This is a genomic window from Streptomyces sp. NPDC111802 (assembly GCF_055634335.1).
In genome coordinates this window covers 33,791-55,949 of sequence record NZ_JBVKCZ010000002.1, presented here as the reverse complement: position 1 = coordinate 55,949, position 22,159 = coordinate 33,791, and the positions used below count along the sequence as shown (strand labels likewise).

19 protein-coding genes are annotated in these 22,159 nt (G+C 71.0%); 13 read left to right on the top strand and 6 right to left on the bottom strand.

What is annotated here, in order from left to right; all coding sequences use genetic code 11:
• Positions 1–108 precede the first annotated feature (108 nt).
• From ACZ7NC_RS01930 to tgmB, 12 genes are all read left to right on the top strand, one after another.
• The gene (locus tag ACZ7NC_RS01930) at positions 109–843 is read left to right on the top strand and encodes a hypothetical protein (protein ID WP_471484053.1); all 735 of its coding nucleotides are present in this window, start codon (positions 109–111) and stop codon (positions 841–843) included.
• Between the two features lie 226 nt (positions 844–1,069).
• Positions 1,070–1,729: a sigma-70 family RNA polymerase sigma factor gene (locus tag ACZ7NC_RS01925; RefSeq protein WP_471484051.1), complete on the top strand. Its 660-nt coding sequence runs from the start codon at positions 1,070–1,072 to the stop codon at positions 1,727–1,729.
• Between the two features lie 116 nt (positions 1,730–1,845).
• Positions 1,846–2,907, top strand: coding sequence for an ABC transporter substrate-binding protein (locus ACZ7NC_RS01920; RefSeq protein ID WP_471484049.1), 1,062 nt, complete (start codon positions 1,846–1,848; stop codon positions 2,905–2,907).
• A gap of 2 nt (positions 2,908–2,909) precedes the next feature.
• Positions 2,910–3,995 carry a FecCD family ABC transporter permease gene (locus ACZ7NC_RS01915; protein WP_471484047.1) on the top strand — a complete coding sequence of 362 codons (1,086 nt, stop codon included), beginning with the start codon at positions 2,910–2,912 and terminating at the stop codon, positions 3,993–3,995.
• Between the two features lie 19 nt (positions 3,996–4,014).
• Positions 4,015–4,833 (top strand): ABC transporter ATP-binding protein, encoded by an 819-nt coding sequence (locus ACZ7NC_RS01910; RefSeq protein ID WP_471484045.1) that lies wholly within the window; start codon positions 4,015–4,017, stop codon positions 4,831–4,833.
• A 13-nt stretch (positions 4,834–4,846) separates the two neighbouring features.
• Positions 4,847–6,673 (top strand): asparagine synthase (glutamine-hydrolyzing), encoded by a 1,827-nt coding sequence (asnB, locus tag ACZ7NC_RS01905; protein ID WP_471484043.1) that lies wholly within the window; start codon positions 4,847–4,849, stop codon positions 6,671–6,673.
• Between the two features lie 12 nt (positions 6,674–6,685).
• The gene (locus ACZ7NC_RS01900; protein WP_471484039.1) at positions 6,686–7,978 is read left to right on the top strand and encodes a cytochrome P450 family protein; all 1,293 of its coding nucleotides are present in this window, start codon (positions 6,686–6,688) and stop codon (positions 7,976–7,978) included.
• A gap of 85 nt (positions 7,979–8,063) precedes the next feature.
• Complete coding sequence (locus tag ACZ7NC_RS01895) at positions 8,064–9,092, top strand: L-tyrosine/L-tryptophan isonitrile synthase family protein (RefSeq protein WP_471484037.1); 1,029 nt, start codon at positions 8,064–8,066, stop codon at positions 9,090–9,092.
• Positions 9,093–9,410: 318 nt separating this feature from the next.
• Entirely contained in the window at positions 9,411–10,889 is a 1,479-nt protein-coding gene (locus ACZ7NC_RS01890; RefSeq protein WP_471484477.1) for an MFS transporter, read from the top strand.
• A gap of 53 nt (positions 10,890–10,942) precedes the next feature.
• Positions 10,943–12,136 (top strand): esterase-like activity of phytase family protein, encoded by a 1,194-nt coding sequence (locus ACZ7NC_RS01885; protein WP_471484035.1) that lies wholly within the window; start codon positions 10,943–10,945, stop codon positions 12,134–12,136.
• Between the two features lie 412 nt (positions 12,137–12,548).
• Positions 12,549–12,740, top strand: coding sequence for a putative ATP-grasp-modified RiPP (gene tgmA, locus ACZ7NC_RS01880; RefSeq protein WP_471484033.1), 192 nt, complete (start codon positions 12,549–12,551; stop codon positions 12,738–12,740).
• A gap of 15 nt (positions 12,741–12,755) precedes the next feature.
• A complete protein-coding gene (gene tgmB / locus ACZ7NC_RS01875) occupies positions 12,756–13,700 on the top strand; it encodes an ATP-grasp ribosomal peptide maturase (protein WP_471484031.1) in 945 nt (314 codons plus the stop codon).
• Between the two features lie 27 nt (positions 13,701–13,727).
• Here tgmB and ACZ7NC_RS01870 read toward each other — a convergent pair whose 3' ends face one another.
• From ACZ7NC_RS01870 to ACZ7NC_RS01855, 4 genes are read right to left on the bottom strand one after another with little or no spacing between them, the layout of a single operon-like run.
• Positions 13,728–14,597: a sugar phosphate isomerase/epimerase family protein gene (locus tag ACZ7NC_RS01870; protein ID WP_471484029.1), complete on the bottom strand. Its 870-nt coding sequence runs from the start codon at positions 14,595–14,597 to the stop codon at positions 13,728–13,730.
• Positions 14,594–15,610: a Gfo/Idh/MocA family protein gene (locus tag ACZ7NC_RS01865; protein ID WP_471484027.1), complete on the bottom strand. Its 1,017-nt coding sequence runs from the start codon at positions 15,608–15,610 to the stop codon at positions 14,594–14,596. Before ACZ7NC_RS01865 ends, ACZ7NC_RS01870 begins: the two co-directional genes overlap by 4 nt.
• Before the next feature lie 55 nt (positions 15,611–15,665).
• The gene (locus ACZ7NC_RS01860) at positions 15,666–17,090 is read right to left on the bottom strand and encodes a sugar porter family MFS transporter (protein ID WP_471484026.1); all 1,425 of its coding nucleotides are present in this window, start codon (positions 17,088–17,090) and stop codon (positions 15,666–15,668) included.
• A 12-nt stretch (positions 17,091–17,102) separates the two neighbouring features.
• Complete coding sequence (locus ACZ7NC_RS01855; RefSeq protein ID WP_471484024.1) at positions 17,103–18,065, bottom strand: TIM barrel protein; 963 nt, start codon at positions 18,063–18,065, stop codon at positions 17,103–17,105.
• A gap of 213 nt (positions 18,066–18,278) precedes the next feature.
• On the opposite strand from ACZ7NC_RS01855, the gene ACZ7NC_RS01850 reads away from it, so the two are divergent.
• Positions 18,279–19,280, top strand: coding sequence for a LacI family DNA-binding transcriptional regulator (locus tag ACZ7NC_RS01850; protein ID WP_471484023.1), 1,002 nt, complete (start codon positions 18,279–18,281; stop codon positions 19,278–19,280).
• Between the two features lie 71 nt (positions 19,281–19,351).
• On the opposite strand, the gene ACZ7NC_RS01845 is transcribed toward ACZ7NC_RS01850, so the two are convergent.
• Together ACZ7NC_RS01845 and ACZ7NC_RS01840 are read right to left on the bottom strand one after the other, a co-directional pair.
• The gene (locus tag ACZ7NC_RS01845) at positions 19,352–20,356 is read right to left on the bottom strand and encodes a sugar ABC transporter substrate-binding protein (RefSeq protein ID WP_471484021.1); all 1,005 of its coding nucleotides are present in this window, start codon (positions 20,354–20,356) and stop codon (positions 19,352–19,354) included.
• Between the two features lie 228 nt (positions 20,357–20,584).
• Positions 20,585–21,988: a C40 family peptidase gene (locus ACZ7NC_RS01840; RefSeq protein WP_471484020.1), complete on the bottom strand. Its 1,404-nt coding sequence runs from the start codon at positions 21,986–21,988 to the stop codon at positions 20,585–20,587.
• Positions 21,989–22,159 lie beyond the last annotated feature (171 nt).

Sequence of the window (22,159 nt, the reverse complement as noted above, 5' to 3'; positions counted from 1 at the left end):
TTGCATCGATGTGTCCTGTATCACTCTTCTGGGCTTGAGTGCGAGACAGGGGTGTTGTGCGTACCCACCCGTGACGAGCGGGCCCAGGATGCGAGGATGAGGGCCGTCATGACAGCTGGGTGGGGTGTGCGCACGATACGGGCCGCGGTGTTCGCGTCGGTCTGTGTGCTGCTCGCCGCCCTCGGCCACGTACTGATGTCGGGCGCCACCGTCCCTTGGTGGACACTGGCGGCCGGTGTGCTCGTCACGGGCGGTGCGGGCTGGTGTCTGGCGGGCCGGGAGCGTGGACTCGGGCTGGTCGTGTCCGTCGTGGTCGTCGCTCAGGGCGGGTTGCACGCGGTCTTCGAGTTCGCGCAGTCCTCCGCTGCCGCCGGGCATGACGACATGGGCACCGTGTCCACCCACATGGGTTCCTTGGACACCATGGGTTCCATGGGTTCCATGGGGGCCATGGACTCTCTGGGTTCCATGGGTGCGGGCCACATGGGCATGGGCCACATGGGCGCAGGGCACACAGGCGGGGGCCACATGGGCGCCGGCCACACAGCCATGGGCCACGACATGACCGGCACCTCATCGCTAGGCATGTTCGCCGCCCACACACTGGCCGCGCTGCTGTGCGGGCTGTGGCTGGGCCACGGTGAGCGTGCCGCGTTCCGCATCCTGCGTGCCGTCGCCGGCTGGCTGGCCGCGCCGCTGCGGCTGTCGCTCACCCTGCCCGTACCGCCGCACCGCCCGCGCCTCAGGCCGCGGCGCGGTCGCTCCGACCGGGCGCCGCGGCTGCTTCCGCTCGTCCACACGATCACCTCTCGGGGACCTCCGGCGGGGACCGCTGTCGTCTGAGACAGCCGGTTCCCCGAGGCCGCACGGCCACGGACGTCGAGTCGTCGACGCCGACCGTGCCCTCGGGCCCCGGCCGTACCTGCCGTACGGCCGAATCCCCTGCTTCCCGGACTCGTCCGGTACGGCGTGCCCGACACGTCGCGCGCCGGCGTGCCTCGATGCCCGGTGGTGACGCCCTCGTGGCCGCCGCCGTACCGGAGTCCGGTCTACCCGAGAAGGACTTCAAGTGATCACTCCTGCTCTGCCCGCACGCGCGGCGCGCGTGCGGCACACGATGGCGGACGACACTGCGACAGCGGCCTCCGGCGACGAGTCGACGACCGCGTGGGCGCTGGCGGCCGGCGGCGGCGACCCGGACGCCGCCGACCGGTTCGTCCGCTCACTGCACCGCGACGTCGTGCGGTACGTGGCGCATCTCTCCGCCGATCCGCAGGCCGCTGACGATCTGGCACAGGACACGTTCCTGCGGGCGCTCGGCAGCCTGCACCGGTTCGAGGGCCGCTCCTCGGCGCGGGCGTGGCTGCTGTCCATCGCGCGTCGCGCGGTGATCGACAGCCACCGTTATGCCGCCGCCCGGCCACGGCTGTGCGACACCGACGACTGGACGCTGATGGCGGAACGCGCCCAGCCGACCGGCCTGCCCGGGTTCGACGACGGCATCGCGCTGCTCGACCTGCTGGACGCGCTGCCCGACGAGCGCCGCGAGGCGTTCGTCCTGACCCAGTTGGTGGGCCTGCCCTATGTGGAGGCGGCCGAGATGAGCGACTGCCCCGTCGGGACGGTCCGCTCACGCGTGGCCCGGGCCAGGGCGACCCTCGTCGAACTGCTCACGGAGGCCGAGGCGGACACCGAGGCCGTGGCCGAACCGGTCGCCGTGGCCGCCTGACCTGGAAACCCGGTGTCGGTTCCCCTGCCGGGAACTGACACCGGGTTCGCCCCGACTACTGGATCGGGCGGTGGAGATCCGCCCGAGCATCCAGTGGATCCAGGGGAGTTGTTTCGATGCGTTCTCGTAGGTGGCGGGCGACGACGGCCGTGGCGCTCGGCGGCCTGTTGGCGGCGGGCTGCGGCAGCGCGGGCGACGGCGCGGCAGGCTCGGCCGCCGGCAAGGGCTCCACGGGCTACCCGGTCACCGTCACCGACTGCGCCGGCGCGAGAACGACATTCACCTCGGCCCCGAAGCACATCGTCACCAGCAACGCCTCCAGTCTCGAACTACTGCTGCGACTGGGCGCCGGGGACAAGGTGATCGGCACCGGCTTCCCACCCGGCAAGGGCACCCTGCCGGGCGAACTCGACGCCCGGGCCCAGCGGGTGAAGGTGCTCGGCGAGAACGTCATCCCCAAGGAGAAGCTCCTCGGCTCCGGCGCCGACCTGTACATCGACACCTTCGCCTCGATGGACATGGGCGCCGGGATGGGGGACACGCCGAGCGAGGAGGAGTTCAAGGCGGCCGGGATCAAGCACACCTTCCTGAAGTCCACGGCCTGCGCCGCCATGAGCGAGGACCCGGTCACCGACCTGTCCGCCGTCCAGGACGACATCACCTCCCTCGGCGCGGTCACGGGCACGAGCGCGAAGGCGAGGGAACTCGTCGACGGGATGAAGGAGAAGGTGGGCGCCGTCCGGAAGCTGGTGGCCGGCACCCCCGAGGACGAGCGGCCCACGTACTTCTTCTTCGACTACGACGCCGGAACCAAGCAGCCCATGGCCGTCTGCAACCGTCAGATCGCCAACGCGGTCATCACCCTCGCCGGGGCCCGCAACGTCTTCGCCGACTGCGACGGCGACTACAAGCAGGTCGGCTGGGAGGACGTGATCGCGAAGAACCCGGACTGGATCCAGCTCGCCGTGCGCAACCGGGGCAGCGAGGCCGCGAACGACAAGGCGTTCGAGGAGGCTCAGAAGTGGCTGGAGTCGAACTCCGCCACCAAGGGCCTCAAGGCCGTCAAGGAGGGCCACTTCCTGCGCATCGGCTCCGAGCGGACCACGATCGCCGGTGTCGCCAACGCCGCTGCCGTCGAGGAGATCGCGCGGACGCTGTACCCCGGCAAGGTCGGCTGACCGTGACCGACACCCTGGTGGGCCGGAAGGACACGGCGGATCCGCAGGAGCGCTCCCGGACGCGCTCCGTGCCCGCCGCGCCGCTTGTCCTCGCCCTCGCCCTGGCACTGCCGGCCGCCCTCACCGCGGCGGTGTCCTGGGGCTCGACGTCCATACCGGCCGGGGAGGTGTGGGCGGTGGTCTGGCGCCGGCTGTCCGGTGCGGCACCCGGCCCCGGCACCGACGACCTGATCGTCTGGCAACTCCGCCTGCCCCGCGCCCTGTTGGCGGCCCTCGTCGGCGCGGGCCTCGGTCTGTGCGGTACGGCGACGCAGGCACTGGTGCGCAACCCGCTGGCCGACCCGTACTTCCTCGGCATCTCCAACGGCGCCTCCCTCGGCGCGGTCGCCGCGATCGTGCTCGGCCTCGGCACGGGCGGCGCGCTCGGACTCGGCCTGTCCGGCGCGGCCTTCGCGGGCGCCCTCGGCACCTTCGCACTGGTATGGACGGTGGCCCGGCGCCGCGGGGGATTCGCGCCGCTACGGTTGGTGCTGGCCGGGGTGGCGATCGGGCAGTTCCTGTCCGGGTTCACCAGCTACCTCGTGCTCCAGGCCGGTGACGAGCAGCAGACCCACAGCGTGCTGTTCTGGCTCATGGGCAGCCTGAGCGGCGCGAGCTGGCCGCTGCTCGCCGCCCCCGCCGTCGCCGTTCCCGGCACGCTGCTGTGGCTGCTGGCCCGCGCCCGGGGGCTCAACGCCTTGACCATGGGTGACGAGACGGCGGCCGGACTCGGCGTCGACGCCACCCGACTGCGCCGGGAACTGTTCACGCTCACCAGCCTGCTGACCGGCGTCCTCGTCGCCGTGTCCGGCGCGATCGCCTTCGTCGCGCTCATGGTGCCGCACGCCTGCCGCCTGGTCGTCGGCGGCGACCACCGCCGTCTGCTGCCCGTCTCGGCGCTGTTCGGGGCGCTGCTCCTGGTCGTCGTCGACATCGTGTGCCGTACGGCCATGGACACGCAGGAGCTGCCGGTCGGCGTGGTCACCTCGCTCATCGGGGCCCCGGCACTGCTGTACGTGCTGGACCGGCGCCTGGGGAGCGGGAGTTGAGGACCTGGAGGAGTCCAAGGTGAGAATCGACATCGAGGACCTGCATGTCGCGTACGCCGGCCGTACGGTCGTCGCGGGCGCCCACCTGATCGCGTCGGAGGGCGAGATCACCGGCCTCGTCGGGCCGAACGGCAGCGGCAAGTCCACGCTGCTGCGCACCGTCTACCGGCACCTGAAGCCGGCCGCCGGCCGGGTCCTGCTCTCCGGCACCGACCTGCGCCGGCTGGGCTCCGCCGAGGCGGCCCGACATGTCGCCGCGCTGCCGCAGGAGCGCGGCGGTGACTTCGAGCTGACCGTACGCGAGGTAGTCGCCATGGGCCGTACGCCCTACAAGCGGGCCTTCGCAGGGGAGGACGCCACCGACCGGGACGTCATCACCCGCGCCCTGGCGGACGTCGGCATGGCCCGGCACACCGGGCGCCCTTTCGCCGAACTGTCCGGCGGCGAACGTCAACGCGTCCTGCTGGCCCGTGCCTTCGCCCAGCAGCCGGACGTCCTGGTCCTGGACGAGCCCACCAACCACCTCGACATCCGCCACCAGGTGGAACTCCTCGCCCTGCTGCGGGCAGGACGCCGTACCACCCTGGTGTCGCTGCACGACCTCAACGCCGCCGCCTCCGTCTGCGACCGGCTGCACGTCCTGCACGGCGGCCGGGTGGTCGCCTCCGGCCCGCCCCGCGAGGTGCTGCGACCAGCCCTGCTGGCCGAGGTGTTCGGCGTACGGGCGAGCGTCATCGACCACCCGCTGACCGGAGACCCGCTGATCGCCTTCGACCACCGCACCCCGGCGGGCGAACCGGTCCCGGAACCCGTCCCCACCGACACCGTCCCCACCTGATCCAGGAGCCCGCATGTGCGGAATCACCGGCTGGGCGTCCTTCCACGGCGACGCCCGCACCCAGGCCCCGGTCATCGAGGCCATGACCGGCCGGCTCGCCCGGCGCGGCCCCGATGCCGGGGGCGTATGGCTGGGAGAGCGGGCCGCGATCGGCCATCGCCGTCTCGCCGTCATCGACCTCGAAGGCGGCGTGCAGCCGATGACCGATCGGCCGCACGAGCCCACCGCCGTGCTCAGCTACAGCGGAGAGGTCTACAACCACCACGCGCTGCGCGCGCAGCTGCGCGGCCGCGGCCACCGCTTCGACACCCGCAGCGACACCGAGGTCGTGCTGCGCGCCTACGCCGAGTGGGGGGACGGACTCGCCGACCACCTGGAGGGCATGTTCGCCTTCGCCGTCTGGGACGAGCGCGCCCAGCGGCTGCTCCTCGTCCGTGACCGGCTCGGCGTCAAACCGCTGTTCTGGGCGGCCGTCGACGGAGGACTCGCCTTCGCCTCCGAGCCCAAGGCGCTCTTCGCGCACCCCGAGCTACGGCCCCGGGTGGACGCGGACGGGCTGCGGGAGGCGTACAGCCTGCTGTTCAACACCGGGCCCACGGTGTGGTCCGGTGTACGGGAGGTCGAGCCGGGCGGCCTGCTCGTCCTGGACCGGGACGGCATCCGCGAGCGCCGCTACTGGCAGTTGGAGGCCGGTGCGCACCAGGACGACCGGGACGCCACCGTGGACCGGATCGCCCACCTGGTCGGCACGGCCGCCCGCAGTCGGACGGAGGCCGACGTCCCGCTGTGCAGCCTGCTGTCCGGCGGCATCGACTCCACCGTCCTGACCGCCCTGTTCGCCGACGAACTCCGCCTGCGCGAGGGCCCGGACACCCGCCTGCGCTCCTATGCCGTCGACTACAGCGACCAGGCCGAGCGGTTCACCGGTGACGTCCTGCGTACCGGGCACGACACCCCCTACGCCACCGAGGCGGGCGCGTTCATCGGCACCGACCACAGCACGGTCGTACTGGACCCGCGTGCGCTGCTCGACCCCGAGCACCGCAGGGCCGTCGTCGTGGCACGTGACTCGCCGATCGGCGTCGGAGACATGGACACCTCGCTGTACCTGCTGTTCGGGGAGATACGGCGGCACTCCACCGTCGCACTGTCCGGCGAGGCCGCCGACGAGGTCTTCGGCGGCTACCCCTGGTTCCACAGCCCCAAGGCACTCGCGGCCGACACCTTCCCCTGGCTGCTGGTCACCGGCGACGAGGCCGCGATGCCCCTCGCCCCCGAACTGGACCTGAACATCGGCGAGTTCCGCGCCGACACCTACCGCAGCGCCCTGGCCGCCGTACCCCACCTCGACGGCGAGACCCCCGCCGAGCACCGGCAGCGCGAGATGCAGCACCTGTCCCTGACCCGCTGGCTGCGTCAACTCCTGCACCGCAAGGACCGGTTGAGCATGGCCCGGGGACTGGAGGTCCGCGTGCCGTACTGCGACCACCGGCTCGTCCAGTACGCCTTCGACGTCCCCTGGGCGCTGAAGAGCTTCGACGGACGCGAGAAGAGTCTGCTGCGCGCCGCCGGAGCGGGGCTGGCGCCCGACTCGGTGCTGCGGCGTCCCAAGAACCACTATCCGGCCACCCACCACCCCGACTACAACCGCGGCCTGCAGGACCTGGCCCGTGACGCCCTCGCCGACGAGCAGGTCCGGGCGCTGGCCGACGAGAGTCGCGTCAAACCCTGCCTCGACACCCCGCCCGAGCGGCTGGAGTGGGGCCACCGCCTGCGCCTCGAACGCGTCGTGGACCTCGCCCTGTGGCTGGACCACCACAAGCCCGAACTCGCCCTCTGAGGAGCCCCGCGCATGACCCTCCAGGAACCCCTTCCGGCCGTGGACGGCGGCGGCACCCCGGCGAGTGGCGGTGGCAAGGAACCGCTCCCCGACCCGGTCCCGCTCATGGGCTGCCCGTACAAGGCCGACCCCTATCCCTTGTACGAGCGGATGCGCGAGGTCGGGCCGGTCCACCGCGTCCTCTTCCCGAGCGGCGTACGAGCCTGGCTCGTCACCGGCTACGAAGCCGCGCACGCCGCCCTGAACGACGACCGCCTCGGCAAGAACCACGACCGGGGCAACGACGGCTGGCGCGCCCGCGCCTCGATCATGCCCGAGCCGCAGCACTCCCGGCTCCAGGTCCATCTCCTCCACCAGGACCCGCCGAAGCACACCCGCATGCGGCGCTTCGTGACGGACGCGTTCACCCCCCGCCGGATCGAGCAACTGGAGCCCCGGTTCCAGGAGGTGGCCGACAGTCTGGTCGACACCCTCCCGGAGGGCGGTCCCGCCGACCTCGTCGCCGGTTTCGCCGCCTGCTTCCCCTTCCAGGTTCTCGCCGAAGTCATCGGCCTGCCGGGGGAGTTGGCCGAGCGCTTCGACCGCGACTGGGGCAAGGTGGTCCAGCCGGTCGGTCCGACGGATCCGGGACGGCCGCTGTACGAGGCACGGCTGCACGGTCTGGAGAGCTATATCGCCGAGGTCGTCGCCCATAAGCGGGAGCACGGGGGCGAGGACCTGCTGGGCCGCCTCGTCGGGGCACGCGACCGGGGTGAACTGGCCCAGGAGGAGCTGGACTCGATGATCTTCCAGCTGCTGGTCGCGGGCCAGGAGCCGGTCACGAACCAAATCACGACAGCCCTGATCGCCCTGTTCCGCCACCCCGACCAGCTCGCCCGGCTGCGCGACGACCCCGGCCTGCTGCCCCGCGCCGTCGAGGAACTCCTGCGCCACGACAGCGCCTTCGAGCTGACCACCTGGCGCTTCTTCGACCGGGACAGCGATCTGCACGGCACCGAGGTGCCGGCCGGCGACTCCGTGATCGTCTCCCTGTGTGCCGCCAACCGCGACCCGCGCCGCTTTGCCGACCCCGACGCCCTCGACCTCGACCGCAGCCCCAACCCCCACCTCGCCTTCGGCCACGGCATCCACTTCTGCCCCGGAGCCGCCCTCGCCCGCGCCGAACTCAGGATCGCCCTCGGCACCCTGCTCGCCCGGCTGCCCGGTCTGCACCTCGCGATCAGGGACGAGGACATCGAGTGGATCCCGTCCGTCCTGGGCCGCGGCACGCACCAGCTGCCCGTCGGCTACGACCGACGCCTGTGAGACCTGCTCACGGCTGATCCCCCTCACCTGAACGACAGCGCCCGGCCCGCCGAGGCGCCACGCCCGCATGCCCCGGAGGAACGACATGCTGCTGACGACCGCACCGGACACCCTCCCCAGGATTACCGCCACCCGGATCCTGAACCTGCTCCTGCCGCACCACCGCACGACCGACCACGACCAGGCCCCGGCCGAGGCCTTCCCGCTTCAGCTGCGCCGGATCTCCGACTTCGTCCGCGCCGGCGCCCCGATCGTGTTCACCCTGCCCGGCTTCCCCTGCAAGTCACCCAACCCGGCCAAGACCCTGGGCCACCTCCCCGACATGGGCGAACGCCTCTCCCTCACGTTCCTCGACACACTGTGCGCGGAGATCGAGAGGGTCCATCCGCCCGGCGCCCGCGTCGTCATCTGCTCGGACGGTCATGTCTTCGGCGATCTGATCCATGTCCCCGACCACCACATCGACGCCTACGCGGACGAACTGCGCACGCTCATACGGGAGTCGGGCCTGAGTCACCTGTCCGTTCTCGACCTGCGCGACATCCTCGGCGACCTCCCGCCCGACACAAAACGCGCCCATGTCCATGACCGCCACGCCCCCACCCTGGACGCGCTGCGCACCGAGGTCCGCACCGACGCCCCCACCCTCGCCCTGTACCGGGGCATCACCCGCTTCCTGGTCGAGGACACCGCCGACTTCACCGGCACCCGCTCCGCCCTCCAACGCGAATGCCGCAGACGGGCGTACGGCGTCATCCAGCGCAGCCGGGCCTGGGGCGCGCTGATCGCCGAGCACCATCCGAGCGCCGTACGTCTGTCGATCCACCCGCAACCGATCGGCGCCTCCAAGTTCGGCATCCGGCTCCTCGACACCCCGGACGTCTGGACCACCCCCTGGCACTCGGCCGCCCTGCGGCAGCCCGACGGCAGCTGGACCCTCATGCCCCGCGCGAGGGCCGAGCGGCTCGGCCGCCTCGTGCACCGCGACGGAAGACCGAGCCACTTCGAGCGCGTCGGCGCCGGTGATCACCGCTCCTCGGTGACCGTCCGCAGATACGCGCCGAGCCGCGCGACGGCCGACGGGTCGCGGGGGCTCTCGACCAGGTCGACATAGTCGAGTACGAAGATCCGCCGGTGCTTGAGGACCGGTCCGCCCGGCAGCGCTCATCGCTGTCGCGCCATCTCACGGGCCTGATCCGCGGCGCTCGCTGGCCCGGCGCCGCGCACGGCTCCCCGGCGGCCCGCAGCGGCGGCAGCGCGCGGCTCCGTGATCGACTGGAGGCCCGTGCGGCACCGGCGTACCGTCGAATGGTGGCGGGAACCAGCCACCGAGCCCTCGCCACGGCGCGATGCCATGACTAATGCCGAGCCGACACCCGAAGCACGGGCCACCCCGCAGGAGACGGAGCGGGGCGAGGGCCGCGGCAGCGGCATGGCGCTGTTCGTCATCGCGTCGTGCCAGCTGATGGTGGTGCTCGACATCACCATCGTGAACATCGCCCTGCCGCACATCCAGAGCGCGCTGGACTTCTCCACGACGAGCCTGTCCTGGGTGGTCAACGCCTACACGCTCACCTTCGGCGGTCTGCTGCTGCTCGGCGGCAGGATGGGCGACATCCTCGGCAGACGGCGCGTGTTCATCTTCGGCGTCCTGCTCTTCGTCCTCGCCTCGCTGCTCGGCGGACTGTCCCAGAACTCCTGGCAACTCCTCGCCGCCCGCGCCCTGCAAGGCGTCGGCGGCGCCATCGCGTCCCCGACCGCCCTCGCCCTGATCAGCACGACCTTCCGTGAAGGGCCCGCACGCAACAGGGCGTTCGGCGTCTTCGCCGCGGTCTCCGCGGGCGGCGGCGCGATCGGACTGCTGATGGGCGGCATCCTGGTCGAGTGGCTCAACTGGCGCTGGGTGCTGTTCGTCAACGTGCCGATCGGGCTGCTCATCGTGCTGGCCACCCCGCGCTATATCCGGGAGTCCGAGCGCCACCCAGGGCACTTCGACATCGCGGGCGCGCTGACCTCCACCATCGGCATGGTGCTGCTGGTGTACGGGTTCATCCGGGCCGCGCAGGACGGCTGGCGGGATCCGCTCACGCTGGGCGCGTTCGGGGCGGCCGTCGTGTTCCTGGTGCTGTTCGTCCTGGTCGAGCAGCGCTCCAGACAGCCCATCACACCGCTGCACATGTTCGCGGACCGCAACCGGGCGGGCACGTACGGCATGATGCTGAGCCTGGCCGCCGCGATCTTCGGCATGTTCTTCTTCCTGACGCTCTTCGTGCAGGACGTGCTCGACTTCAGCCCGCTGGAAGCCGGACTGGCCTTCCTGCCGGTGAGCGCCGTGATCGCGGTGGGCGCGGGGCTGGCCTCTCAGCTCCTGCCGAAGTACGGGCCCAAGCCGTTCATGGTGACGGGCGCCATCCTCGCCGCCGCGGGCCTGTCCTGGCTGACCCTGACGGATGTCGACTCCACCTACCTCGGCAGCATCCTCGGCCCGATACTCGTCTTCAGCCTCGGCATGGGCATGGAGTTCGTGTCCCTGACCCTGATGGCGCTGTCCAACGTGACGACCCAGGAGACGGGCGCCGCCTCGGGTCTGCTCAACGCCACGCAGCAGGTCGGCGGTTCGCTCGGCCTGTCCATCCTGGTCACGATGTTCGGTACGGCCAGCCGCAACGAGGCCGACAAGCAGATCCCCGCCTTCATGTCCCAGGCGACCCCCGCGGAGCGGCTGCGCTTCGAACGTACCGGTCAGCTCCCGTCGCAGTACGCCGACGAGATCCTCGCCTCGGGAGTCTCCGCCGCCTTCATCATGGCCGCGATCTTCACGGGCATCGCGGCGGTGATCGCCCTGCTCGTCATCCAGGTCCGCCCCTCCGACCTGGAGCGGCTGCAGGGCGGCGGGATGCCGACGCCCTGACTGGACGTCTGTCGTTGGCGCATCCGTCACTCCGCGCTCTTACTGTGCGCGCCATGAGAAGAATTACGATCATGGTCAGTGCCGCGGTGCTGACCGCCGGCCTCGCGTCCCCCGCCGCGGCCGACCGCGGTGGGCAGGACTTCGGACGGGCCACGCTGACCGGCTTCGCGTCGCTGCCCGCCGAGACGTTCGTGCCGGGCAGCGAGCCGTCCGGCTCCGCCATCGGCGCGGGCCCCTTCAACGGGATCGCGGCGCCCTTCGCGCACCAGCCGGTGCAGGGCTTCAGCGGTGTCGTGAACCGGCGTGACGGCACCTTCGACGTGCTGTCGGACAACGGCTACGGCAACAAGGCCAACAGCGCCGACTTCCTGCTCCGCGTCCACCGCATCAAGCCGGACACGCGCACCGGCGAGGTCACGGTGCTCGGCGGGTTCAACCTCAGCGACCCCGACCACCATGTGCCGTTCCCGCTCACCCGGGCCGACCGGGTGCTCACCGGTGCCGACTTCGACGTCGAGTCGATCCAGCGGATGCCCGACGGGACGTACTGGACGGGCGACGAGTTCGGCCCCTGGCTGCTGCACTTCTCCGCGAAGGGCCGCCTCCTGGAGGCTCCCATCGCGCTCGACGGGGTGAAGGCGCCGGAGAACCCGTACCTGAACGGTGCCCAGCCGAACATCGCGAGCAGCAAGGGCTTCGAGGGCCTGGTCCGCTCCGTGGACGGCCGCCGTCTCTACCCACTCCTCGAAGGCACCGTGAACGGGGACACGCCCGGTGATCTGCGGTTCAGCGAGTTCGACCTGCGGGGGCGTGCGTACACCGGCAAGCGGTTCGTCTACCGACTGGAGTCGACCGCGAACGCCATCGGTGACGCCATCGCCGTGGACCGGCACCGGTTCCTGGTCATCGAGCGCGACGGCGGGCAGGGCGACACGGCCAGGTTCAAGCGGATCTACCTCGCCGACACCCGGGACCGCGACGGCGACGGGCTGATGGACAAGACCCTGGTCGCCGACCTGCTGGACATCGCCGACCCCAAGGGGCTCGGCGGCTTCGGGGAGACCTTCCGCTTCCCGTTCCAGACGATCGAGGACGTGAACCTCGTCGACGACCGGACGCTGGCCGTCCTGAACGACAACAACTTCCCGTTCTCCTCGGGCCGTACGGCGGGCAAGGCGGACGACAACGAGTTCATCACCATCCGGCTCGCGGAGCGGCTGCACGCCGACAAGCGCGCGTTTCGCTGACGTCCGATCGCGGCTGGACCGGTCGTGGGGGCGATCGGTCCAGCACGCGGAACGACATATTCGGCGCCGTCCATGATCCGGCGCCCCCGGAGACGCAAGCCCGCTGGCCTGACGCGTGCATCGGGCTGATCGACGATCAGATCGCCCAACTGGCCCAGGCCGCCCCGCCCTTGCTCCGCGCGGTCTGCGCTCGGACGCCGCGGAGCCTGACGGACCGTGCCGGACACCGTTCGCCCTGTCACCGGTGACAGTTCTCGCGCCCCATCCGATGAGTGACTTGTGGGGAAGACGCGAGCGACTGGTGCACTTGATGTGTGACCACGTTCACCCCGATGTGGCAGAAAGTGATGAATTCTTTACGCAAGTGACGCGTAAAGGACGGTAACCCAGACAACGTCCGTGGAGGTTTCGAGTGCGACCGTTCACCCTCAACTACGCGATACCCAGAGGGCTTCCGAGCGGGGTGACCCCGTATCACTTCGACCCGGCCCGGCAACTGAACATCCTGCCCGACGGCCGGCCCGCCGTCAGTGACCCGGACCTGATGCTGGCGGCCGGCACGACGACGTCCACCGCCGGGTCCGCGACTCACTTCGACGACTGACGGACAGGGCCGCGCATGACGGTTCTGATCCTCACGTCCGACGAGGACGTGACCGCCGACATGGTGGTGTCCAGGCTGCACGGGACGGGAACGCCCGTGATGCGTCTGGACCCCGCCGACCTGCCGGGCAAGGCCGTGCTGTCCGCCGACTACGCCCACGGCGACTTCGACGGCCATCTGTCGGTCAACGGACACGTGCTCAGCATGGGCGGCCTGCGCTCCATCTGGGTGCGCAGGCCCGGCGAACCGGCCGCGCACGCGGCCGAGCCCTCGGCATGGCTGACCGCGGAGACCCGGCAGGCGCTGTACGGGATGCTCCACTCCGCCGCCGCACGGTGGATGAACCATCCGCGCAGCGCCGACCAGGCCCGGCTGAAGCCCTGGCAGTTGCGGGTCGCCCACCTCAGCGGCTTCGCCGTACCGCCGACGGTGTTCACCACGTCACCCCGGCTGGCGCGGGAGTTCGCCGAGGAGTACCGGGACGTCGTGGTGAAGTCCGCCTCGGGGCCGCCGCCCGGTGAGCCGGCGCTGGCCCTGCCCACCACCCTCGTCGGCCCCGACGCGGACTTCTCGGCCGTCGCGGCCGGGCCCGCGCTGCTCCAGAGATACGTCCCCAAACGGGCCGACATCCGCCTCACCAGCGTCGGCACCCGGCTGTTCGCCGCACGCAAGACCGCCGAACCCGACCAGGTCGACGGCCGCTACGGCGACACCGGGCACGGCTGGGATCCGATCCAAGTACCGGACCGTATCGGCAAGTCGGTGTACGAGTACGTCACGCTGGCCGGACTGGCGTACGCCGCCTTCGACTTCGCCGAGGACGAGGACGGCATCTGGTGGTTCCTGGAGTGCAACCAGGGCGGCCAGTTCGGCTTCGTCGAACTGGAGACCGGGCAGCCGATCGCGGAGGCGGTCGCCCTGTGGCTGGCACAGCGCAGGGCGGACCGCCGCGGTGGGTGAGCCGGGCCGAGGCCCGCGCCGTACGGCTTACCCCGCCAGCTCCTTGCGGATGCGGTCCAGCATGAACGCCGACGACTCCTCGGCCCGCTCCTCCCAGGCGAAGACGCAGGCGGTGGCGACGCCGTCGAAGTTCAGCTCGCGCAGCGTGCCGAAGAAGGCGTCCCAGTCGACCTCGCCCTGGCCGATGTCCAGGTGCTGGTGGATACGAGCCGGGGTGCCGGGCGGGTTGAGGATGTAGCGCAGGCCGGACGAGCCCTTGTGATTGAAGGAGTCCGCGATGTGCACGTGCTGGAGCTTGTCGCCGGCGTAGCGCAGCATCGCGGCGATGTCGGCGCCGACCTGCGAGGCCCCGGAGAGGTGGAAGGAGTGCGGGGCGCAGTGGAGGTAGTTCACCCACGGCTTGTTGATCGCGCGGACCAGGTCGACCGCGGGCGTGTTCTCCTCGCAGAAGTCGTCCGGGTGCGCCTCCAGGTTCAGCGCGATGCCTTCGCGTTCGAACAGCGGGAGCAGTTCCTCCATCGAGCGCCAGAACGCGGCCTCGCTCTCGGCGGCGCGTTCCGGGCGGCCGTTGAACTCGCTGTTCATGAGCGGGCATTCGAGGTCGGCGGTGATCTCGATCATCCGCTTCCAGTAGCGGACGGCCGCCTGTCGCTCCGTCTCGTCCGGGGAGGACCACTGGTACAGCGGCAGCACGGAGGACAGCCGCACGCCGTGGGTGCGCAGCGCGTTCTTCAGCTCCGCGATCCGCTCGTCGTCCGCGCGTGGGTGCAGGAAGAAGGGCATGAAGTCGTTGCGCGGCGACAACTCGATGTACTCGTAGCCGAGTTCGGCGACCGTGCGCACCATCTCGTCGAGAGGCAGCGAGCGGAGCATGTACGGGTCGAGGGCGATTTTCACGCGGCACCTCCGTAGCAGGCGGGACGGGGCTTGATGTCCGTGGCGACGACCCGGCCCGACTCCAGGGCCTCGACGGTCGCGGCGGTGATGACGGTGGCGGCGTAACCGTCCCAGGCGGAGGGGCCGGTGGGCTCGTCGCCGGCGGCGGTGCCCGCGATCCACTCGCGGAACTCGGTGTCGAAGGCATCTCGGAAGCGGCCCACCCAGTCCGTGAGCACCTCGGTGCTGTGCCGAGCCGCGGTGCGTACGCCGACCGTGGCGGGGTCGGGCAGCCGGACGAGGCCCTCCTCGCCGACGGCCTCGCACTGGATGTCGTAGCCGTACTGGCAGTTGACGAAGACCTCCAGATCGATACGGACGCCCTTGGCGGTCTCGAAGAGCATGATCTGCGGGTCCCTGAGGTGCGCGAACCGCTTGCTCGTGGCGCGCGGGGTGATCACCTGGGTGGAGACGATCTCGTCGTCCAGCAGCCAGCGCAGTACGTCCACCTCGTGCACCGCCGTGTCGAGGGCGGCCATCGAGGAGGTGTACGACTCCGGGACGGTCGGATTACGGTGGGCGCAGTGCACGATCAGCGGCTCGCCGATCCGGCCGGCGTCGATGACCTGCTTCATCTGCCGGTAACCGGCGTCGTAGCGGCGCATGAAGCCGACCTGGACCAGACGGCGGCCGTGCGCGGTCTCGGCCTCGACGATCCGCAGGCAGTCCTCGGCGGTGGTGGCCAGCGGCTTCTCGCAGAACACCGGCTTTCCGGCGGCGATCGCGTTCAGCACGTGCTCGGCGTGGGTCGGGCCCCAGGACGTCACGAGGACGGCGTCGACGTCGTCCGCCGCGATCACGGCAGCACCGTCGGGCAGCACTCGGGCGCCGACGGGGGCCGCCGCGTCCTCGGCACGGGCGGCGTCTATGTCGGTGACCGCGGTGACCCGGGCGCCGGTGACGGTGTCGGTCAGCCGCCGGATGTGCTCCGTGCCGATCCAGCCGGTGCCGATGACGCCTACTCGCACAGTCATGCGTGGTGGTCCTTTCTGCGGTCCCCGGCCGCGATGGGCCCGGGAACGGGGGTGATCACGAGAAGCGCGCCCGGAGTTCGGCTTCGAGGGATTCGAGCGAGCGGCCCTTCGTCTCGGGGACGTAGAGCTTCACGAAGGTGAGCGAGAAGATGCCCGCCACCACGAACAGGAAGAAGGTGTGGGAGATCCCGATGCCGGACACCAGCGACGGGAAGACCAGCCCGATCACGAAGTTGGTCAGCCACAGCACCACGGCCGCGACACCCATTCCGAAGCCGCGCATCCGCATCGGGAAGATCTCCGACAGCATCAGCCAGGTCACCGGCGAGATCGCGCCCTGCTGGAAGGCGAGGAAGGTGACGGTCATGGCGAGCACGGCGAAGGCACGGGCGTCACCGGACGGCAGCACCAGCGAGAACACGCCGATCAGCAACAGGGCTGCGGTGGTGCCGGTCTGACCGGCCATCAGCATGGGACGGCGATTGACCCGGCCGAGCAGCCAGATGCCGACGAAGGTGGCCAGCACCGAGATCACACCGTTGGCGATGTTCGCGGTCAGGGCGCTGTCGGCGGCGAAGCCGGCGTCGGTGAGGATCTTGGTGCCGTAGTACATGATCGTGTTGACGCCGGTGATCTGCTGCACGATGGCGATGCCGAAGCCGACGAACATCAGCTTGCGGATCCATGGCGTGGCCTTCATGTCCTGCCAGCCGCCGAGCTTCTCCTGCTCCTCCTTGACGGCGAGCGCGGAGACCTCGGCGAGTTCGGCCTCGGCACGCTGCTGGGACCTGACCTGTTCGAGGACTTCCAGAGCCTCGCTGAACCGTGCCTTGGAGGCGAGCCAGCGCGGGCTCTCCGGCATGACCAGCATGCCGAACCACAGCACGACGGCCGGGATGGTGGCGATCACGAGCATCCAGCGCCACACCCCGCCGGACTCCCCGCCCACCTGGGCGATGACCGCGTTGGAGGTGAACGCCAGCAACTGGCCGCTGACGATCATGAGTTCGTTACGCGTGACCAGGGCACCGCGCCGCTCGGCGGGGGAGACCTCCGCGAGGTAGACCGGCACCGTGACCGAGGCGCCGCCCACCGCGAGTCCGAGCACGAAACGGGCGACGACCATGACGGCGGTCGTCGGCGCGAGCGTGCAGCCGAGCGCGCCGATGAAGAACAGCACCGCGAGGACGAGGATCGTACGGCGCCGGCCGCGCGCGTCCGACAACCGCCCGCCGGCGACGGCACCGAGGGCCGCGCCCAGCAGCAGCGAACTGGTGACCATGCCCTCGGTGACCGCGGTCAGGCCGAGGTCGTCGGTCATGTACGGCAGGGCGCCGTTGATGACGCCGGTGTCGTAGCCGAAGAGCAGTCCGCCGAAGGTGGCGATGACGGTGATGAGCCGCAGTCGTCGGGAGACCGCGGGCGGGGCGTCCGGTGTGACGGCGGCGGGGGCCTCGGTCGCCTCGTCCCTGACATCCATGGGTCGCTCCCCTCACCGGTGATCGGGCGTCTTGAGGGCGGGGCGTCGCGTCCCGGACAGGCCGCAGCCCGCCAGGTGCTCACGCGTACCCACGGCGATGGGCAGCGGCACCTCGGCGGCGCACGGGTACAGGTCCTGCTCGACCATCACGAACAACTCGGCGTCCAGCCGGGCGAGTTCGGCCACGACATCGGCGGGATTCGGCACTCCCGCGGGCGGCGAGACACACACGCCGCGCCTGACCGCCTCACCGAACGACAGGTCCTCCGCCGCGACCTGGACGAGGATGTCCGGGTCCATCTGCTTGATGTGGACGTACCCGACGCGCTCACCGAGACGCCTGATGAGGTCGACGTTGTCGCCGCCGCCGTAGGCGACATGCCCGGTGTCCAGGCAGAGGTTCGTCCAGCGGCGGTCCGACTCGTTCAGCAGCCGCTCGATCTCCGGCTGGGTCTGGATGTGGCTGTCGGCGTGCGGATGGATGACGAGGCGTACGTCGTAGTCGTCGAGGAGCAACCGGCCGAGCCGGTCGGCGGCCTTGCCGAAGCCCGCCCACTGCTCGGCGGTCAGCACCGGGGACTCGGTGAACGCGCCGGTCCTCTCGTCCCGGTACATGGGCGGGATGAGGACCAGGTGGTGGGCGCCGGCGGCGGCCGTCAGCTCGGCGACCCGGCGGACATGAGCGAGCATCCCGTCCCACGCCTCGGGGCGGTGCAGCGCGCCGAAGGCGGTGCCGCCGGAGACCTTGAGGCCGCGCGCGTCGAGCTCCTCCTTGAGCCGCCGAGGGTCGGTGGGGAGGTAGCCGTACGGCCCGAGCTCCAGCCACTCGTACCCTGCCTCGGCGAGCTCGTCGAGGAAGCGGGTGTACGGGACCTGCTGGTCGTCCTCGGGGAACCACACGCCCCATGAGTCGGGGGCGGAGCCCAGGCACAGGTTGCCCGCGGTGGTGCGGAGTGAGGTTGGCGCCGTTGCCATGACAAGTCCTTCGGGGAGGGGGACGGACGTCAGTGGTGGTGTCCACGCATCTTCTGTCGCGCGCTACTAGCGCGCTCTAGTACGAGTACGATGACCCTGGTCCAAATGTCATGTCAATAGGTTGTTGCCGGGAGATTTCCCAGACCTGGCTAAGGTGAACGGCGTCGAAGGGTGGGTTCACAGGTGGATGCGGCAGGCCGTCAGCGGCCCACGATGACGGACGTCGCCTCGAAGGCGGGCGTCTCCCGGGCGCTCGTCTCCATCGTCTTCCGAGGTCTGCCCGGCGCCAGCGGCGAGACCCGCGAGCGGGTGCTGCGCGTGGCCGACGAGATCGGGTACCGCCCGGACTACGCGGCCCGGCTGCTCGCCCGGGGCCGCAGCCGCACCCTCGGCGTGATGTTCATCGTCCACCAGACCTTCCACACGGACCTCATCGCGGGCATCTACCCGGAGGCAGAGCGGCTCGGCTACGACGTGCTGCTCTCCGGGACGACCCCCGGCCGCAGCGAGGCCAAAGCGATCGAGGCACTGCTCGGCCACCGCTGCGAGGGACTGATCCTGATCGCACCCGACGCCGAACCGGCCTACCTCGACGAGCTCGGACACCGTGCGGCGACCGTCTCGGTCGCCCGTCGCGCTCCCGGCGCCCATGTGGACTTCGTGCACAGCGCCGAGGGCAAGGGACTGCGGCAGGCCATGGAGCATCTCGTCGAGCTGGGCCATCGCCGGATCGTGCACATCGACGGCGGACGCGGCCCCGGCTCGGCCGAGCGGCGGCGTGCCTACCGGGCCGCGATGCGCAGGCACGGGCTGGAGGCCGAGCTGCGGGTGATCCCGGGCGCGCACACCGAGGAGTCGGGTATCGAGACGGGTCGCCTGTTGCTGGCGGAACGCGACCAGGGACTGCCCCTGCCCACGGCGGTCCTCGCGGGCAACGACCGGTGCGCGATGGGCCTGTTGATGACCCTGACCCGGGCCGGCGTGGACGTCCCGCGCGACATGTCCGTGGTCGGCTACGACGACAGTCATCTCTCCCACCTGATGCCGATCGGTCTGACCACCGTCCGCCAGGACGCTGTCCTCATGGCCGAGCGCGCGGTCCGCTACGCCGTGGAACGACTGGACAACCCGGAACTCGAGCCGCGCGAGGCCGTGTTGGACCCCCAACTCGTCATCCGGGGCACGAGCGGGCCGGCCCCGCAGGAGCCGGCCTGACAGCAGTACGGCGGCGAGACCGGCCGCGCCCCGTCGCGAACGCGGCCGGTCCCGCCGGTCCCTGTACGCGCCTAGCGCGTGCCCTTCGCGGCGAACTCGGCGACCGCGTCGACGTTGTCCTTGGTGATGAAGGCGGGCCCGGTCAGCACCGGAGCGGTGCCGCCGCCGCTGAAGTTGCCGTTCGTCCTGTACAGCCACAGCGAGTCGACGGCGAGGTAACCCTGGAGGTAGGGCTGCTGGTCGACGGCGAACTCGACCTTGCCGTCCTGAACGGCCGTCACCAGCTCCTTGTTGAGGTCGAACGTCGCGACCTTGGCGTTGCCGCCCGCGTCCGACACCGACTGCACGGCGGTCAGCGCGAACGGGGCGCCGAGCGTGACGACTTGGTCGATGGAGGAGTCCTGCTGGAGTTTGGCGGTGATCGTCGACTTCACGGACGGCATGTCGGTTCCGTTGACGTAGAGGATGTCCGTCCGGCCCTTGAACCCCTTCTTCAGGCCGGCGCAGCGAGCCTCCAGCGCGACATGGCCCTGCTCCTGGATGACACAGAGGGCGTGCTTGGCGCCGACCTCGCCCAGCCGCTCGCCGAAGGCCTCGCCGGCGATGTTCTCGTCCTGCCCGAAGTACTCGAGCATGCCGAGGCCCTTCCAGTCGTCCAGGCCGGCGTTGAAGCCGACGACCGGGATGCCGGCCGACGTGGCCTTGGCCACCACGGCCTTCATGGCGCTCGGCTTGGCGGCGGTGAGGGCGATGCCGTCGACCTTCTGGTCGATGGCGTTCTGCACCAGGTTGGCCTGGTTGCCGGCGGTCGGGTCACTGGAGTAGACGAGCTTGATGTTGTCCTTGGCCGCGGCGGCCTCGGCACCCTTGCGGATCAGGTCCCAGAAGGTGTCGCCCGGGGCCGCGTGAGTGATCATGGCCACGGTCATCCGGGGAGTGGTGGCCTTGCCCGCCGAGGCGTCCGCGGAGCCTTCCTCGGACTGCTTCCCGCCGGAGCTGCTGGAGCATCCCGCGGCGAACAGGGCGGTGGCCAGAGCGGCCGCCGTCAGGGTGGCGGCTCGGTGGTGTCTGCGCATGTCCCATGCACCTCGCTGTGCTGGTCGGGGCGGGTCTCAGGTGGGGGGAGGTTCACGGGTACCGCCCGTTGGATACCGACTGGAGCGCTGCACTAGAGCGCTCTAGTGGCAGGTACTATGCGGCCGTCCGTAAGGGATGTCAATGGGTTTGTCAGGACGTATCGACAAAGCCGCAACGCAAGACACCCCGCCTCGAAGGAGACGGGGTGGTGAGGGCCGGTCGACCGCTCAGGCGGGGCGTATCGCGCTGTGGATCGCCGCCTCGCCGGCGTAGTGGATCGACTCCTCGCGGATGATGGCCCCCGGGCCCGGGGCGTGGATCATCATGCCGTTCCCGGAGTAGATGCCGACGTGACCGACGTGAAAGAGCACCAGATCGCCGGGCTCCAGATGGGTCAGGGCGACTCCCTGTCCGGCGGTCGCTTGCTCCTGGGCGGTGCGGGGGAGTGTGATGCCGGCGGCCTTCCAGGCGGCCTGTGTGAGACCGGGGCCGTCGTACGCCTCCGGTCCGGTCGTGCCCCAGACGCAGGGCTTGCCGAGCTGGGCGCGGGCGAACTCCAGGGCGCGGACGGATCGGGTGTCCTGCGACCCGGTCGAGGTGATGGCGGGGCTCGGGCCGAGGGTCTGGTCAGTGACCGGGATCGTGAGGGCGTCCTCGATGGGGGCCGGCGCGGTCGTGGGCCAGGCGGTCGCGCCGGGTGGGACCGTGGTGAGGTCGGCGGCCGACTGGGCTTGCAGTGCCTGCCACTGCGCCTCGGGTGAGGGCTGGGTCACGTCGGGCGTCGCGCTCCAGGCGTCGGAGGTGGGCAGGGCGACCGGCGCCGTGAGCGGATCGCTCTGCCGCGCGAGGTGCATGGACAGCAACTCCCGGGCCCGGTCCAGCTTGCGCTGGTTCTGCACCTTGGTGGCCCGCAGTGCGGAGCGCCGCTGCGGCTCGGCCGTCGGTGCGGTGTCCGGGGCGGTGCCCAGGGCGATGTCCGGAGCGTTTCCGGACGGGAGAGCGAGGACCGGCGGGATGACCTGGGTGGCCTGAAGATCCGCGTCCGGGGCCTGCGGGGCGGTCGGCGGGGCGGTGAGCTCCGGCATGGCAGTCGTGCCGATGGCCGGAGCGGACGTCGACTCGGCGGCCGGCGCGGCCGTGAGCTCCAGCGCCGGGCGGGCGGAGGAGTCCCGCGCCCGGTCGAGGCCCTCCAGCGCACGCGGGGGTCGGCGCGGGGTGGGCCGGTCCGGTGTCCGGTCGCTCGGCAGCGCCGCCTGCACGGTCGGACCCAGCTTTGCGCGCGCGACGTCGAACCACTGCCGGGTGACGCTGTCGAGCGCGGGGTCGCCGCCCCTGCTCTCGCCGGCGCGGGGCGCGGCGGCGTCCGCCGGCCGGGCGGCCCGCTTGCGCGGTCCCGTCGACGACGCGCGGGTGGCGTTGAAGGTTCCCGTGTCGGTCTCTGCCCGGTCGTAGAGCGAGGCGACGCGTTGGCTGACCTCTTCGCGGCTGGGCGCCTCGTCCGCGAGCGAGGGGGTGGCGCCCGCCGTCTGGCCGAGCAGGGCCACCGAGGTGAGGGCCGCCGACGCGAGTGCGGAGTTGCGCATGCCGGGCAGGCTGAGAGCCCCCGGCCGCGCGGTGCCTTCCGGCGCCATGGGCGACGTACTCCTTCCTGATCCGCCTACCGAGTCAGCGGTGGGGGTACCCCCGGGCCGTTCAGGCTCTGGGGGAGGGCTCGGGCGGTCGGTTCCGGAAGGTGTGCCCTACGGCCCTTGCCCCGAGAGGCAGTTGGGCCGATTCACCCCGAGTTCGGTTGGGTCCCCGGC

Coding starts and splice junctions, on each gene's coding strand:
- ACZ7NC_RS01840 (WP_471484020.1), bottom strand. CDS start 21,988: ATGGCGCCGGAAGGCACCGCGCGGCCGGGGGCTCTCAGCCTGCCCGGC.
- ACZ7NC_RS01860 (WP_471484026.1), bottom strand. CDS start 17,090: ATGGATGTCAGGGACGAGGCGACCGAGGCCCCCGCCGCCGTCACACCG.
- ACZ7NC_RS01885 (WP_471484035.1), top strand. CDS start 10,943: ATGAGAAGAATTACGATCATGGTCAGTGCCGCGGTGCTGACCGCCGGC.
- ACZ7NC_RS01920 (WP_471484049.1), top strand. CDS start 1,846: ATGCGTTCTCGTAGGTGGCGGGCGACGACGGCCGTGGCGCTCGGCGGC.
- ACZ7NC_RS01850 (WP_471484023.1), top strand. CDS start 18,279: ATGACGGACGTCGCCTCGAAGGCGGGCGTCTCCCGGGCGCTCGTCTCC.
- asnB (WP_471484043.1), top strand. CDS start 4,847: ATGTGCGGAATCACCGGCTGGGCGTCCTTCCACGGCGACGCCCGCACC.
- ACZ7NC_RS01900 (WP_471484039.1), top strand. CDS start 6,686: ATGACCCTCCAGGAACCCCTTCCGGCCGTGGACGGCGGCGGCACCCCG.
- ACZ7NC_RS01930 (WP_471484053.1), top strand. CDS start 109: ATGACAGCTGGGTGGGGTGTGCGCACGATACGGGCCGCGGTGTTCGCG.
- ACZ7NC_RS01895 (WP_471484037.1), top strand. CDS start 8,064: ATGCTGCTGACGACCGCACCGGACACCCTCCCCAGGATTACCGCCACC.
- ACZ7NC_RS01865 (WP_471484027.1), bottom strand. CDS start 15,610: ATGACTGTGCGAGTAGGCGTCATCGGCACCGGCTGGATCGGCACGGAG.
- ACZ7NC_RS01855 (WP_471484024.1), bottom strand. CDS start 18,065: ATGGCAACGGCGCCAACCTCACTCCGCACCACCGCGGGCAACCTGTGC.
- tgmB (WP_471484031.1), top strand. CDS start 12,756: ATGACGGTTCTGATCCTCACGTCCGACGAGGACGTGACCGCCGACATG.
- ACZ7NC_RS01890 (WP_471484477.1), top strand. CDS start 9,411: ATGGCGCTGTTCGTCATCGCGTCGTGCCAGCTGATGGTGGTGCTCGAC.
- ACZ7NC_RS01845 (WP_471484021.1), bottom strand. CDS start 20,356: ATGCGCAGACACCACCGAGCCGCCACCCTGACGGCGGCCGCTCTGGCC.